Source organism: Streptomyces sp. NPDC017676 (genome assembly GCF_044329325.1).
In the GTDB taxonomy this organism is placed as follows: Bacteria; Actinomycetota; Actinomycetes; order Streptomycetales; family Streptomycetaceae; genus Streptomyces.
The window spans coordinates 68,813-83,388 of sequence record NZ_JBIRJA010000016.1; the positions used below are offsets into that span (position 1 = coordinate 68,813).

13 protein-coding genes are annotated in these 14,576 nt (G+C 73.1%); 8 read left to right on the plus strand and 5 right to left on the minus strand.

From position 1 onward, the window contains the following. The first annotated feature begins 101 nt into the window (after positions 1–101). The 3 genes from ACH4LD_RS30815 (at position 102) to ACH4LD_RS30825 (ending at position 3,176) form a co-directional block, all read left to right on the plus strand. On the plus strand, positions 102–713 hold the full coding sequence (locus ACH4LD_RS30815) for a TetR/AcrR family transcriptional regulator (protein ID WP_398057507.1): 612 nt from the start codon (positions 102–104) through the stop codon (positions 711–713). Further along, entirely contained in the window at positions 710–2,290 is a 1,581-nt protein-coding gene (locus ACH4LD_RS30820; protein ID WP_398057506.1) for a glycerol-3-phosphate dehydrogenase/oxidase, read from the plus strand. Before ACH4LD_RS30815 ends, ACH4LD_RS30820 begins: the two co-directional genes overlap by 4 nt. 109 nt (positions 2,291–2,399) lie before the next feature. Next, positions 2,400–3,176: a Type 1 glutamine amidotransferase-like domain-containing protein gene (locus tag ACH4LD_RS30825; RefSeq protein ID WP_398057505.1), complete on the plus strand. Its 777-nt coding sequence runs from the start codon at positions 2,400–2,402 to the stop codon at positions 3,174–3,176. A gap of 7 nt (positions 3,177–3,183) precedes the next feature. Here ACH4LD_RS30825 and ACH4LD_RS30830 read toward each other — a convergent pair whose 3' ends face one another. Both ACH4LD_RS30830 and ACH4LD_RS30835 read right to left on the minus strand, forming a co-directional pair. Then, positions 3,184–4,635, minus strand: coding sequence for a WGR domain-containing protein (locus tag ACH4LD_RS30830; RefSeq protein WP_398057504.1), 1,452 nt, complete (start codon positions 4,633–4,635; stop codon positions 3,184–3,186). A 280-nt stretch (positions 4,636–4,915) separates the two neighbouring features. After that, complete coding sequence (locus ACH4LD_RS30835; RefSeq protein ID WP_132785846.1) at positions 4,916–5,620, minus strand: SDR family oxidoreductase; 705 nt, start codon at positions 5,618–5,620, stop codon at positions 4,916–4,918. A gap of 915 nt (positions 5,621–6,535) precedes the next feature. On the opposite strand from ACH4LD_RS30835, the gene ACH4LD_RS30840 reads away from it, so the two are divergent. Together ACH4LD_RS30840 and ACH4LD_RS30845 are read left to right on the plus strand one after the other, a co-directional pair. Next, positions 6,536–7,333, plus strand: a complete 798-nt coding sequence (locus ACH4LD_RS30840; protein WP_132785845.1) for an SAM-dependent methyltransferase — start codon at positions 6,536–6,538, stop codon at positions 7,331–7,333. Positions 7,334–7,807: 474 nt separating this feature from the next. Continuing rightward, entirely contained in the window at positions 7,808–9,286 is a 1,479-nt protein-coding gene (locus ACH4LD_RS30845) for a glutamate-cysteine ligase family protein (protein WP_398057502.1), read from the plus strand. A gap of 113 nt (positions 9,287–9,399) precedes the next feature. Here ACH4LD_RS30845 and ACH4LD_RS30850 read toward each other — a convergent pair whose 3' ends face one another. After that, positions 9,400–9,792: a winged helix-turn-helix transcriptional regulator gene (locus ACH4LD_RS30850; RefSeq protein ID WP_398057501.1), complete on the minus strand. Its 393-nt coding sequence runs from the start codon at positions 9,790–9,792 to the stop codon at positions 9,400–9,402. Between the two features lie 130 nt (positions 9,793–9,922). Here ACH4LD_RS30850 and ACH4LD_RS30855 point away from each other — a divergent pair, with 130 nt between their 5' ends. Continuing rightward, on the plus strand, positions 9,923–10,573 hold the full coding sequence (locus tag ACH4LD_RS30855) for an FMN-dependent NADH-azoreductase (RefSeq protein ID WP_398057500.1): 651 nt from the start codon (positions 9,923–9,925) through the stop codon (positions 10,571–10,573). 75 nt (positions 10,574–10,648) lie between these two features. On the opposite strand, the gene ACH4LD_RS30860 is transcribed toward ACH4LD_RS30855, so the two are convergent. Beyond that, positions 10,649–11,410: a hypothetical protein gene (locus tag ACH4LD_RS30860; RefSeq protein WP_398057499.1), complete on the minus strand. Its 762-nt coding sequence runs from the start codon at positions 11,408–11,410 to the stop codon at positions 10,649–10,651. A gap of 38 nt (positions 11,411–11,448) precedes the next feature. Beyond that, complete coding sequence (locus tag ACH4LD_RS30865) at positions 11,449–12,189, minus strand: FadR/GntR family transcriptional regulator (protein WP_398106198.1); 741 nt, start codon at positions 12,187–12,189, stop codon at positions 11,449–11,451. A gap of 110 nt (positions 12,190–12,299) precedes the next feature. On the opposite strand from ACH4LD_RS30865, the gene ACH4LD_RS30870 reads away from it, so the two are divergent. Both ACH4LD_RS30870 and ACH4LD_RS30875 read left to right on the plus strand, forming a co-directional pair. Further along, the gene (locus ACH4LD_RS30870) at positions 12,300–13,331 is read left to right on the plus strand and encodes an ABC transporter ATP-binding protein (protein ID WP_398057497.1); all 1,032 of its coding nucleotides are present in this window, start codon (positions 12,300–12,302) and stop codon (positions 13,329–13,331) included. Positions 13,332–13,374: 43 nt separating this feature from the next. Continuing rightward, complete coding sequence (locus ACH4LD_RS30875; protein WP_398057496.1) at positions 13,375–14,574, plus strand: ABC transporter substrate-binding protein; 1,200 nt, start codon at positions 13,375–13,377, stop codon at positions 14,572–14,574. Positions 14,575–14,576: the final 2 nt, after the last annotated feature.

Sequence of the window (14,576 nt, forward strand, 5' to 3'; positions counted from 1 at the left end):
CAGGTGGGTGTGCTGGTCGGGGCGCTCGGTCCGCGCGGCTCGGCGCCGCCTGCGGGGCCTGGCCGCTTCCGCCCGGGCCCCGGGGCGTTACACTGTGACACATGACGCCCATTCGTCACAACGGTTCGGGCAGCGGCTCGGACAACGATCACGTGCTCGACGCGGTACGCGACTGTGTGCTGGCCGTCGGCGTACGGCGCACCACGCTCGCCGACGTGGCCCGCCGCGCCGGCGTCTCCCGGATGACGCTGTACCGGCGCTGGCCTGACCTGCGCAGCCTGGTGGGCGATCTGATGACCCGGGAGTGGATCGACGTGGCCACCCGGGCCATACCGGAGCCCGCGACCGGCACGGCCACGCGCACCCGGATCGTGGACGGACTGGTCGCCGGGGTCGAGGCGTTCCGCGCGCACCCCCTGTTCCGCAAGATCGTCGACGTCGATCCCGAACTGCTCCTGCCCTATGTGCTCGACCGGCGCGGCGCGAGCCAGGAGGCGCTGCTGGCGCTGCTGACCGACGCGCTGCGCGAGGGCCACGCGGACGGGTCCGTACGGCCCGGCCACACCGAACGGCAGGCGCGCGTGCTGCTGTTGACCGTGCAGTCCTTCGCCCTGTCCCTGCGCACGATGACCGACGAGGACGATCCGGAGCTGGACTCCGCGGCGCTCCTCGGCGAGCTGCGCACCCTTCTGGAGAGGACCCTGACGCCATGAGCCACACCGAGGCCGCGCCCGGCTCGTCCCTGAGCGCACACCGGCGCGGCCGGGAACTGGCCGAGGCCGCGGACGGCCGGACCGCCGACGTCCTGGTCGTCGGGCTGGGCGCCACGGGCGCCGGAGCCGCGCTGGACGCGGCGGCCCGCGGGCTGGACGTCGTGGCGGTGGACGCCCATGACCTGGCCTTCGGCACCTCCCGCTGGAGTTCCAAGCTCATCCACGGCGGGTTGCGCTACCTGGCCTCCGCGCAGTTCGACGTCGCGCACGAGAGCGCGGTCGAGCGCGGGGTGCTGATGACCCGTACGGCCCCGCACCTGGTGACGGCCCAGCCGTTCGTGCTGCCGCTGACCCCGCTGGTGTCCCGGGCCCAGGCCTCGCTGGCCTGGGCCGGACTCCGGGCCGGGGACATGCTGCGGCTGGCCGCCCGGACCCCGCGCCAGGTGCTGCCCGCGCCCCGCCGGCTCTCGGCGACGGAGGCCCGGCACCTCGCCCCCTCCGTCCGCGCGGCCGGGCTGCGCGGCGGGCTGCTGTCCTGGGACGGCAAGGTGACCGACGACGCCCGTCTGGTGACCGCCCTGGCCCGGACGGCCGCCGCCCACGGCGCCCGGGTGCTGACCCGGGTGCGGGCCCTGGGGCTGACCGGGTCGGGCGCCCGCATCCGCGACGAACTCACCGGCGAGGAGGGCGAGATCAGGGCCCGCGCCGTGATCAACGCCACCGGGGTGTGGGCGGGCTCCCTCACCGACGGCATCCGGATCCGGCCCTCCCGCGGCACCCACCTCGTCCTGCGCTCGGAACGGCTCGGCGCGCTGCCGGCCGGACTGCACATCCCGATCCCCGGGGAGACCAACCGCTTTGTACTGGTCCTGCCCCAAGGGGACGGCCGGGTCTACGTCGGCCTCACCGACGAACCGGTCGACGGCGGGATCCCGGACGTGCCGGAGGTCCCCGAGACCGACATCGGCTTCCTCCTGGACGTGCTCGGCTCGGCCCTCGACACCCCCGTCTCCCGGGACGAGGTCGTCGGCGCCTTCGCCGGACTGCGCCCGCTGCTGGACACCTCCGCCCACGAGGACCCCGAGGGTGCGCCCCGTACGTCCGACATCTCCCGCCGGCACGCGGTGCTGACCTCGCCCGACGGCGTCACCACGATCGTCGGAGGCAAGCTCACCACCTACCGGCGGATGGCGCAGGACGCCGTGGACGCCGCGGCCGCGGCCCGGGGCCTGCGCGCCGCCCCCTCCCCCACGGCGGCCCTGCCCCTGACCGGCGCCGCCGCACCCGAACGCCTGCGCGCTCTGCCGGCACCGCGCCGCCTGGTGAGCCGCTACGGCACCGAGGCCGTGGCGGTCCACGCCCTCGCCGCCCAGGACCCCGCCCTGGCCGAGCCGGTGCTCCCCGGCCACCCCGTCACCCGCGCCGAACTGCTCTGGGCGGTACGGCACGAGGGCGCCCTGGACGAGTCCGACCTCCTGGACCGCCGCACCCGCATCGGCGTGGTTCCTCAGGACCGCGTCCAGGCGCTCCCCACGGCCCGGGACATCCTCGGCAGGGCGGCACCGGTGCACCCATGACGCGGGCGCCGGCGGACACGGGCCCGCCCGGTATTCGATTGCGCCGGGGCCCCCGCCCGGGCATCGTTCGGCACGTCCCGTTCCGCCAGCCTTCGAAGGGGGTCGTCCCGTGACGCTCGTTCCCGGTCGTCGTGTCGTGCTTCTGGGCGGGGGCTTCTCCATGGAGGAGGACGGGCTGCTGGACGACTGGCTGCTCACCCGTGCGAGGAACCCCCGCCCCCGGGTGTGCTTCGTGCCCACGGCGAGCGGCGACGCGCCCGGTTACGTCGACCAGTTCCTCAGCGCGTTCCGCCCCCGTGACTGCGCGCCCGCCGTGCTGTCGCTGTTCCGGCGCGAGCTGGACGACGACGCGCTGCGCGCTTTCCTGCTCGCCCAGGACGTGGTCTACGTCGGCGGCGGCAACACCGCGAACATGCTGGCCGTCTGGCGCGTGCACGGGGTGGACCGGCTGCTGCGGGAGGCCTGCGACCGGGGGACGCTGCTCTGCGGGATCAGCGCCGGCGCCAACTGCTGGGCCGACGCCTCGCACACCGACTCCTTCGGTCCGCTCGCCTCCCTGCGGGACGGGCTGGGCCTGCTGCCGGGTTCCGTGTGTCCGCACTACGACAGCGAACCGGGCCGCCGCCCCGCCTACCGGCAAGCCGTCGCCGAGGGTGCGCTGCCCGCCGGCTGGGCGCTGGAGGACGGCGTCGGAGCCCTGTTCACGGACGGACGCCTGACGGAGGCGGTGACACGGAGGCCGGGGGCACGGCTGTACCGGGTGGAGCCGGCGGCGCCGGGTGAGCCGGCGCGACCAGGGGCGCCGGGGAGGCCGGGGGCGCCGGGTGAGCCCGGGGGCGTCGACGAGCGCCCGGTGCCCTGCCTCCCCCTCGGTGCGCTGGCGTGACCCGGTGTCAGAGCAGGCGGCGGATGTCGCCGCGGACACGGTAGAAGCCACCCGCCGCCGGATGCAGGGCGTCCACGACGTACCGTGCGCCGGGTTCGCGTATCGCCCGCGGGAACTGGACGTTCCAGGAGGAGTCGTAGCCGTCGGAGACGACGTGCACCCGCAGTCGGCCGCTGTCCTGGACGCACTCGACCACCACCGAGCCCGCGGGTGCCTGGGTCACCGTGGCCACCGCGGCGACCGCCGTGGCCGGGGCGTACGTCGGGGTGGCGGCGGCTAGTTTGACGTCCCGCACCACCGGCACCGTGCCCTGCTGGGCCGCCGAGACGGCTGCCTCGCTCGCGTCGACGCACACCAGCGAACCGTCGGTGGTGACCAGGTACAGCCGTTCGTCGCGGTACTGCATCGACAGCGCCGAGCCGCTGCCCGTGCCGAGCTTCCACAGGCGGGTGCCGTCCCGGTCGAAGCAGTAGACGGACGAGGCCGCGTCCCCGGCGAACACGAACCGGCCGCCGGGCGAGGTGGCGCACGAGTACACCGCGCTGTCGCACGCGTACGTCGCCTCGATGGCGCCGGTGTCCTTCGACAGCCGCTGGACCACGCGGTGCGCGGTGCCCGCGTACACCGCGTCCCGTTCCTGCCAGCCGAAGAGCACGCCGCCCTTCGTGGGCGTGTGCCACAGCTCGCCGCCGCCGTCCGGGGCGTAGGCGGTGACGCCCCGGTGGTGGCCGTGGTAGACGGCCCGGTCGTCGGCGCGCACCATCCAGGCGTGCTCACCCTGGCTGCGGCGGGACCACTGGTGTTCGTCCTCGTGGTCGATGACGGTGAGCCGGCCGTCCCGGTCGGAGACGTCGAGGACGCCCTCGTGGATGTCCAGCCAGAAGATGTCGACGTCGGCGGCGATGTCGTAGGCGGCGAAGGGGAGTTTGGAGGACAGGTCGTAGACCTTGCCGTCGTCGCAGCCGGCGTAGATCCAGAAGTCGTCCGCGACCAGGCACTTCACCCCGTCGGGCAGGCTGAACCGGGCCAGGACGGCGCCCTGGTGGTCCAGGGTGTAGACGTCACCGGCCTGGTTGCCCACCCAGCAGCGGTCGTCGTCGACGTGGATGCCGAACGCGGCGGAGCCGGTGCGGAAGCGCCAGAGCACCGGGGCCACGGCACGGGCGGTGGACGGCGCGGAGCTCACCTGGCGGCGGGTCACCGCGCGGGGCGCCCGCTGTCCCAGGACCGCCGGGGCGTATCCCTTGCGGACCTTCTCCCCCACCTTCCTCGCGGCGGCGGCCCGGGCCTTCTCCGCGGTCGGGAACGTCGTCGTCTGCGTCTGTCCGGCCGCGCCGATCCTGCCGTACCGCACCGTCACCACCTGTCCGTCGACGGTGACTTCGTAGAACTTGTGGGCGCCGTCGCCCTCCTGCGACAGCTCCAGGTACGTCGTCGAGACCGCGGACGCCGTGGACATGGCACACCCCTCCCCAGACGGACCCGCGGCCGTTCCGGCAGGTCCTGAACTGCTCCTCACCGTAAGGGCACCCACTGACAATCACCCGGGCCCCGGGGCCGGCCCGGGGCCGGGAGCGAGGGTGACGGTCAGGCGCGGGAGCGAGGGTGACGGTCAGGCGAGCGCGCGACGAGGTCGCGCAGTCCCCGTTGCTGATGGGAAAGCGGATCCTCGGCCAGGGGATTCGGGGCGTGGACAGGCCGCCACGGCAGCGCGGGGCCGACCGCTCGGGGCAGTACGGCTAGGCCGACAGCTGCGGGTACATCGCGGCCAGGTCTCCGGAGAGGCCCGCCTTGACCTGCCGGCTGATGTCGTCCGCCAGCACCTCGTACGCCCCGGCCTCCACGCCGTCGAGAGCGAGGGCCGCGACGTCCCGAGGGGCGGACTTGGGCCCGTCCACGTGTGCCGCCATGTCGGTGTCGACGTAGCCGACGTGCAGGCCGGTGACTCCGATGCCCCGGGGAGCCAGCTCCAGGCGGAGCGAGTTGGTCTGCGACCACAGGGCCGCCTTGGTGGCGCTGTACGAGCCGGCGATACCGATCCAGGAGAGGACGGAGTGGACGTTGAGGAGGTGGCCGCCGCCGTTGCGCTCGATGACCGGCGCGAGGGCACGGGTGACCAGCAGCGGTCCGTAGAAGTTGGTCTCGAACTCCCGGCGTACGTCCTCCACCGCGGCGTCCAGGAACGAGTGCGCGCCGACCGAGATGCCGGCGTTGTTGACCAGGACGGTGACGTCCTGGGCCTGCGCCGCCGCGGCCGCGACGGACGCGGGGTCGGTGACTTCCAGTGCGAGGGGTACGGCGTCGGGGTGCGTGACGCTGCGCGGGTCACGAGCCGTGGCGTACACCTTGGCGGCGCCCCGGGCGTACAGCTCCTCCACCAGCGCCTTGCCCAGACCGCGGCTGCCGCCGGTGACCAGCGCGACAGAGTTCTTGATCGACGTCATGTCCAGCTCCAGAGAATCGGAAACCGATCTGTTTCCATCACCGTAAACCGATCGGTTTCGCATGGCAAGCCCGCCAGGGTGCGTGTGAGCGCGATCGCCAAGGGTGGGCGGACGGAGATGCCTCTGCTGGTACGGCGCGAGCGGGCGGGGCCCGGAGGGCGGCATGAGCGGACGGGCCCGGCGAGGTGGCGTGAGCGGGCGCCTCACCAAGCGGCGTGCGCGGGCGCGGTCCGGCGGGGCGGCGCGAGCGGACGGGTCCGGCGGGGTGGCGTGAGCGGGCGGGGCCCGGCGGGGTGGCGTGAGCGGGCGGGGCCCGGCAGGGCGGCGTGAGCGGGCGGGGCCCGGCAGGGCGGCGCGAGCGGGCGGGGCCCGGCAGGGCGGCGCGAGCGGGCGGGGCCCGGCAGGGCGGCGCGAGCGGGCGGGGCCCGGCAGGGCGGCGCGAGCGGGCGCCTCACCAAGCGGCGTGCGCGGGCGCGGTCCGGCGGGGCGGGGAACGGCCCGAGCGCATGGATTCACCGTTCCCCGCTCCCGCCGGTCGGCCCGCCACCGCCATGCGGCCAGCGACGTGCCGGTCCGTGGGGTACGCCTCCGTCGGACGTGTCCAGATCCCGATCCTGTTCCGACCCTGCGGCGCTGGGCCCGTGCGGGCCAGCCGGAAGGGCCCGGCCGGGTGAGGCGACGCACAGGCGGCCCAGCTCGGCCCAGGCGGCGCGGGCTCGGCACGGACGGCGCGGCCCCGGCGGCACGGCCTCGGCGCGGGCGGCGTGGGGTCAGCGCCGGCGGCCACCCTCGTCGCATCACGTCGGCAGCCTGCGGGAACTCCCACCGTGAGGACGGAAGTTGAGTGGTGATGTGGGAAGCTGTGCCCGGCCGTGTGCGGACCGAGGCCGTGACGGTCGTCGAGAGGAGCTCAGCGTGATACAGGACGGCTTCGAGGCCGTGGACATCGACACCAGCAAACCGCACCCCGCGCGGATCTACGACTACCTGCTGGGCGGCAAGGACAACTACGAGGTGGACCAGCGGGCCGGCGACCAGCTCGCCGCCGCGGCACCCGAGGCGCGGATCGGTGTGCGGGCCAACCGGGCCTTCCTGCAGCGCGCCGTCCGGTACGTCGTCGGCAGCGGGGTCCGCCAGATCCTGGACATCGGCACCGGGCTGCCCACCTCGCCGAACGTGCACGAGGTCGCGCAGTCGGTGGCCCCGGACGTCCGCGTGGCCTACGTCGACAACGACCCGATCGTGGCCGCGCACGGCAACGCCCTGCTCAGCCGGTCCGGTACGACCCGCATCATCCTGGGCGACCTGCGGGACCCGCGGTCCGTCCTGGACCACCCCGACGTCCGCCAGCTCATCGACTTCGACCAGCCGGTCGCCCTGCTCCTCGTCGCCATCCTGCACTTCCTCACCGAGGCGGACCGGCCCGCCGAGATCGTCGCCACGCTGCGCGACGCGTTGCCCGCGGGCAGTTTCCTGGTGCTCTCGCACGCCACCGGCGACTTCGCCGACCGCAGTGCCGCACAGGCCGTGTACTCCAACGCGACCGCCTCCCTGAACCTGCGCACCCACGCGGAGGTGGAGCGGTTCTTCGAGGGCTTCGACCTCGTCGAACCGGGCCTGGCGCAGGTGCCCTTCTGGCGCCCGGACACCCCGCCGCCGCCACACTCGGCCGAGATCGGCTTCTACGGCGGCGTGGCCCGCAAGACCGCCTGACCGACGGGTCCGGCCCGCGCACGAACCTCGCGTCGCGCGGGCCGACGGCACGGCAGCGGCCGACTCCATGGCCTCGCCGTGGGCGCGGGGCGGTTGCTGAGCGGGCGGGCCGGTCCGGTGGCCTCACCCGGGTCACCGACGGCCTGCTCAGCCAGGTCACCGACGGACTTCTCGCCCAGGTCACCGACGGCCCTCTCGGCCCGCCCGCTCGTCCGGGCCTCCACGCGGCCGAATCTCACCGGGCGCGCACGCCCGCCACGCCGTACGCCGCGTCACGGGGCCGCCTCTCGCCGTCCCGTGACGTGATCGCCGTCCTCGGCCTCCTCGCGGGCGAACCGGCCGGCGGGCACGGCCGCCCGTCCCGCACGCTCCCGTACGGCGGCCCCCGGCCCCCGCCGCCGTCCGCTTGGTGGCCATCCGTCGCTGGTGCCACGCTGGGGGGAGAGGTGTCCGACGAGGGACGCTGGAGGGTCGATGGGGCGCGATGTCCCGGCGCTCGTGTTCACCCGCGAGGACCGCCGCCGGTACCGGATCAAGATGCAGGAGTGCCTGGACGCCTTCGCGCAGATGCTGCGCGAGGCACGGTTCGAGTCGGAGCGGCCGCAGGTCGGGCTGGAGATCGAACTCAACCTGGTCGACGACGACGCCGAGCCGGCGATGCGGAACAGCGATGTGCTGGAGGCGATCTCCGATCCGGCTTGGTCCACCGAGCTGGGCCGGTTCAATCTGGAGATCAACGTCCCGCCCCGGCGGCTGACGGCGGGCGGTCCGGACGCCTGGGAGTCGGAGATCCGGGCCGCGCTGAACCACGCCGACCAGCGGGCCCGCTCCGTCGGCACCCGTCTGCTCATGATCGGCATCCTGCCCACGCTGCGGCAGGAGGACATCGGCGAGGACACGCTGTCGGAGAATCCCCGCTACCGCCTGCTCAACGACCAGGTCTTCGCGGCCCGCGGGGAGGACCTGCGCATCGAGATCGACGGAGCGGACCGGTTGCGCACCTACGCGGACACGATCACCCCGGAGGCCGCGTGCACGAGCACGCAGTTCCACCTCCAGGTGTCCCCCGAGGAGTTCGCCGGCTACTGGAACGCGGCGCAGGCGATCGCCGGGGTGCAGGTGGCCCTCGCGGCCAACTCCCCGTTCCTGTTCGGCAAGGAGCTGTGGCACGAGACGCGGATCCCGCTGTTCGAACAGGCCACCGACACCCGCCCGGAGGAGATCAAGGTGCAGGGGGTACGGCCCCGGGTGTGGTTCGGGGAGCGGTGGATCAACAGTGTCTTCGATCTGTTCGAGGAGAACCTGCGGTACTTCCCGGCCCTCCTGCCCCTGTGCGACGAGCAGGACCCGGCGGAGACGCTGGACCGCGGCGACATTCCCGAGCTGCCCGAGCTGACCTTGCACAACGGCACGATCTACCGCTGGAACCGGCCGGTCTACGCCGTCGCGAACGACCTGCCGCACATCCGGGTGGAGAACCGGGTGCTGCCCGCCGGACCCACCGTGGCCGACACCCTCGCCAACGGCGCCTTCTACTACGGCCTCACCCGGGCCCTGGTGGAGGAGGACCGGCCGGTGTGGTCGCGGATGTCCTTCTCGGCCGCCCGGGACAACCTGCACGCCGCCGCCCGGCACGGCATCGACGCGCTGCTGTACTGGCCCGGGATGGGCGAGGTGCCGGTGCCGGAGCTGGTGCTGCGGCGGCTGCTCCCGCTCGCGCACCGCGGGCTGGAGCACTCGGGCATGGACGCGGCGTGGCGGGAGCCGCTGCTCGGCGTCATCGAGCAGCGCTGTGTCACGGCACGCAACGGAGCGGTGTGGCAGAAGGAGATGTTCCATCACCTCGCCGGCACCACGCACACCGGCCGGCACGAGGCGCTGCGCCGGATGACCCAGATCTACATCGACTACATGCACCTCAACGCGCCGGTGCACACCTGGCCGGTCGACTGACGCGGATTCAGGCGCCGGGTCACCGGGCGATCACAGGGAAACAGACAACTGGACGGTCATGGGGGACCACTCCGAAGGGCGGTCACCGGCGCCGGCCCCCGGGGCGCCCGCTCTTAGCTCCGCGCCCCGGCCGTCCGTTCCAGCTCGGTCTCGGGACACCCCGAGACCTCCGGCAGATAGGTCTTGGCCCACTCCCCCAGTTTGCGCAGGGCGGGTTCCAGGGCGGCGCCGGACTCGGTCAGCCGGTAGGACACGCGCAGCGGGGGACCCTCGTCGACCTCGCGCAGGACGAGGCCGGCCGCGCCGAGCTCGGCGAGCCGGTCGGAGAGCATGCGCTCGCTGATGCCGGGGATGGCCCGGCGCAGGTCGGCGAAGTACGCGGGCTGTTCGACGAGGACGGCCACGATCGGGCCGCTCCAGCGTTTCCCGAGCAACTGGAAGACACGGGTGATGCCATCGTCCACCCGCTTGCACGCCGCGCTGTCGTGGTTCTGCTCCGCCGCCATGCCCCCAGCTTACTACCCCACCGTAGGGGGCTGAAGAAAAGTAAGTCGGTGTGTTAAACATAGTTCTGAACGAAACGTGAGCCGACGCCTCGGGCGTCCGGCCGCCCCGTCCCATTTCTGGAGAACCCCCATGCCCACCCTGCTGCACATCGACTCGTCCGTGTTCTCGACCGAGGCGTCGGCTTCCCGCGCCGTGACGGAGACCTTCCGCAAGCACTGGGAGGAGCAGCACCCCGACGGCACGGTCATCTACCGGGACCTGGCCGCGGAACCCGTGCCGCACCTCTCGGCGGAGGCGCACGTCGCCGGCTTCGTCCCCCCGTCCGCGCACTCGCCCGAGCAGGCCGCCGTCTTCGCGGAGCGCGTCAAGCTGATCGAGGAGCTGGAGCGGGCCGACGCGGTGCTGATCGGCGCGCCGATGTACAACTACACGATCCCGTCGACCCTCAAGGCCTGGCTGGACAACGTGATCCTGTTCGGCCGCACCGCGGGCGAGACCCCGTCCGCCAAGGGCACCCCGGTGACCGTCGTCGCCAGCCGCGGCGGCTCCTACGCGCCGGGCACCCCGCGCGAGGGGTACGAGTACGTCCAGAACTACCTCACGGCCGTCCTCGCCGACGCCCTGGGCATGGACCTGGACTTCATCGTCCCGGAGCTGACCATGGCCCCGCAGAACCCGGCGATGGCCGAGCTGATCCCGCTGTACGAGGCCTCCCGGGACCAGGCCCTCGAAGCCGCGGCCAGCAAGGCCAAGCAGCTCGCGGAGCGCCTCGCGGCCTGACGTCCCGTACCGCACGACAGACCCCGGGCACGGCCGGCCCGGGGTCACGCGCGTGCGCGCGGTCGGCCGGTGCGCTCAGGCCAGGACCAGCACCAGCGGCACCCCCGGACACGGCACCAGCCGCAGACCGTCGTACCCACCGGGCCGTTGGGCGGTGAGGAGCTCACCGAAGTCCGGGCCCTTGGTGAGGGAACCGGCCAGGTGGGCCGGGTCGGCGGAGGCGGCGACCCGGCCGCGGGCGTTCACCAGGTGGGCCGGCCGGGGCAGGCGCCGCAGCAGCGGGAGCACGGCCGCCTCGAAGTGCCGCAGATAGACGTCGGCCGCGGCCACTCCGGCGAACCGCCCATGGATCCGCACCGGTTCGGACAGGGTGAGGCTGTACTCGTCGGAGCAGAGGTAGTCCACGTACGGTCCGGCGACGGCCCGGCGCCCGGTGTCGCGGGGCAGCGCGAACCAGTCCCAGTGCGTGTAGTCGGAGTAGGCCGACCGTCCGGGGTCGAGGTCGAGGAGCAGCGGGCGCACGGCGTCGTCGGCGCCCGCCTGCCACCACTCCAGCCAGGCCGGCACGTCGGCCAGCAGTCCGGGGGCCGCGACGAAACCGGCGCCGGAGACCAGTTCCTCGTGGCGCAGCCGCAGATGGAGGCCGGGGCGCAGCGCGGCGAGGTCGCGGCTGGCGGGCCGGCGCCCCTCGGCGGCCACCCGCTCCAGCAGGGCCGCGGTGTCGGCACGGGTGGCGGCGACCGACGCGAAGACGGCCTCCAGCGTGCCGCACACCCGCGCGGCCACCCACGCCTCCTGGTCCGTCGCGACAGTGGCGAGCCCGGCGCTGACGCCCATGGTGTCCTCCAGCGGACGAAGAACCGGACGCGGCGCGGTCAGAGGGTGAGACGTACGGCGACGAGCCGCGCCGTCGACTCCCTGACGCACCGCTCGGCCAGCGTGCCGGCCGTTTCGTGGGCCCCATCTTGCACGGCGCGGATGACAGCGCGATGACGGTCCGCAACTTCTTCACGATATGCGTCGTCGGCCAGGACCAGACAGAGCAGGGCGCCCACCTCGGTCTGCAGGGCGACCTGTTCACGGGTGAGCCGGGCGGACTGCGCGGCGGCGGCGAGTTCGACGTGGAAGCGGCCGTACAGCCGGCTGCGCGCCGCCGTGTCCCCGGCGTGCGCCAGCTCCTCGGCCGTACGGCGCAGGGGCCGGAGGTCCGCGGGCTCGGTGCGCTGGGCGGCGAGCCGGGCGGCGGCGCCGGACAGGGCGGCCCAGTGGTCGCCGAGGTCGCGCAGCTCCTCGGTGCTCCAGCCGCGCAGGCGTGCCCTGAGCCGGTCGTCGGCGGGGACCTCGGGCAGGGAGACGAAGCTGCCCCCGCCGCGGCCCCGGCGGGTGGTGACCAGGCCCTGCTGTCGCAGCGCCATGAGCGCCTCGCGCAGGGTGACCGTCGAGACGCCGAGCCGGCCGGCCAGTTCGCTCTCGCCGGGGAGCTGCTCGCCGTCGGCGAGGAGACCCAGCTCGATGGCGTCGCCGAGGCGGCGGACCACGGCGTCGACACGGGCCCGGCTGTCCACCGGACTGAAGACCGCCTCGCGGGCGCCTCCGTCGATCTCGTGCTGCCTCACGGTCATCACCTCGTGCGTTGACTCAAGCTTTACCTTAAGGGGACCTTGAGCTATGACCTATGACTTCATATGTTTACGGTCAACGTTCAGCGCGCCAGAAAGGTTCCCTTATGGAGGGGATGGCGATCCGGCTCCAGGGTCTGCGGAAGTCGTTCGGCGGGACCACCGCCGTCGACGGGGTCGACCTGGAGGTCCGGGACGGCGAGTTCTTCTCGATGCTCGGCCCGTCCGGCTCCGGGAAGACGACGGTGCTGCGGCTCGTCGCCGGGTTCGAGACCCCCGAGCAGGGCCGGATCGAACTCGCCGGACAGGAGGTCACCGGCCTCGCCCCGTTCGAACGGGACGTGCACACCGTCTTCCAGGACTACGCGCTGTTCCCGCACATGACGGTCGAACAGAACGTCGCCTACGGGTTGCGGGTCCGCCGGACACCCAAGGCGGAACGCCTGGTCCGCGCCCGCAAGGCGCTGGCCGAGGTGCGCCTCGAAGGCTACGGCCAGCGGCGGCCCGCCCAGCTCTCCGGCGGGCAGCGCCAGCGCGTCGCCCTCGCCCGCGCGCTCGTCGGCCGCCCCCGCGTGCTGCTCCTGGACGAGCCGCTCGGCGCGCTCGACCTGAAGCTGCGCGAGCAGATGCAGGTGGAACTGAAGGCCATCCAGCGGGAGGTGGGCATCACCTTCGTCTTCGTCACCCACGACCAGGAGGAGGCCCTGACGATGAGCGACCGGATCGCTGTCTTCGACCAGGGCCGCATCGCCCAGGTCGGCACCCCCGCGGAGATCTACGAACGCCCCGCGACCCCCTTCGTCGCCTCCTTCGTCGGCACCTCCAACCTGCTGGAGGGCGAGGCGGCCCACCGGATCACCGGCTCCGCCGGCACGTACAACATCCGCCCGGAGAAGATCCGTGTCCTGAAGGAGTCCGCCGAGGCCGACGAGCCCGGGCACGCCACGGCCACCGGCACCGTCGCCGAGGTCGTCTACCTCGGCGACGCCACCCGCTTCCTGGTCGACCTGGACGGCGGCGGCCGGCTCACCGCGCTCCAGCAGAACCTGGAGACCTCCTCCGCGGACGTCGCCGCCTACCGCGGCACCCGGGTCCGCCTCCAGTGGCACCGCCGGCACGCCGTCCGGCTCCCCTCCTGACCCCGTCCCCCACCCTCCTGACACCGTCCCCCTGGAGAACGCCGTGCGTCTCGCCCGTACCCTGCACGCCTCAGCCGTCTGCGCCGCCACGCTGCTGCTCGCCGCCGCCTGCGACTCCTCCGGCTCCGGCGGCACGTCCGCCACGGGCCTCAACCCGCCCGACCTCAAGGCCCCCACGAAGCTCGGAAAGACCGAAGGCCAGGTCAACCTGATCGCCTGGGCCGGCTACGTGGAGGACGGCTCCAACGACCCCAAGGCGGACTGGGTCTCCGGCTTCGAGAAGCAGACGGGGTGCCAGGTCCACTCGAAGGTCGCCGCCAGCTCGGACGAGATGGTCAAGCTGATGAAGACCGGCGAGTACGACGCCGTCTCCGCCTCCGGCGACGCCTCGCTGCGCCTGATCGCCTCCGGTGACGCGGCCCCCGTCAACACCGATCTGGTCCCCCACTACAAGGACATCTTCAGCGGGTTGAAGAACGGTGCCTGGAACTCGGTGAAGGGCAAGATGTACGGCATCCCGCACGGCCGGGGCGCCAACCTGCTGATGTACAACACCGCGAAGGTCAAGCCGGCGCCCGCCTCCTGGTCCGCCGTCTTCGACGACGCCGCCCGGTACAAGGGGCACGTCACCGCGTACGACTCGCCGATCTACATCGCCGACGCCGCCCTGTATCTCAAGGCCACCAAGCCGGAATTGAAGATCAAGGACCCGTACGCGCTCGACCAGAAGCAGTTCGACGCGGCCGTGGCGCTGCTGAAGCAGCAGAACGCAAACGTCGGTGAGTACTGGAGCGACTACTTGAAGGAGGTCTCCGCCTTCAAGAGCGGGGACTCGGTCGTCGGCACGACCTGGCAGGTCATCGCCAACCTCGCCGCCTCCGAAGGCGCGAAGGTCAAGGCGCTGGTCCCGAAGGAGGGCTCGACCGGCTGGTCGGACACCTGGATGGTCTCCGCCAAGGCCAAGCACCCCAACTGCGCCTACAAATGGCTGGACTGGATCGTCTCCCCCAAGGTCAACGCCCAGGTCGCCGAGTACTTCGGCGAGGCCCCCGCCAACTCCAAGGCGTGCGCCGAGACCAGCGACAAGAACTTCTGCACGGTCTACCACGCCGCCGACGAGAACTACTGGAAGAAGATCGCCTTCTGGAACACGCCCATCGAGCAGTGCCTCGACGGCCGCACGGACGTCAAATGCGTCCCGTACGCCAAGTGGGTGCAGGCCTGGACCGAGATCAAGGGCTGAGC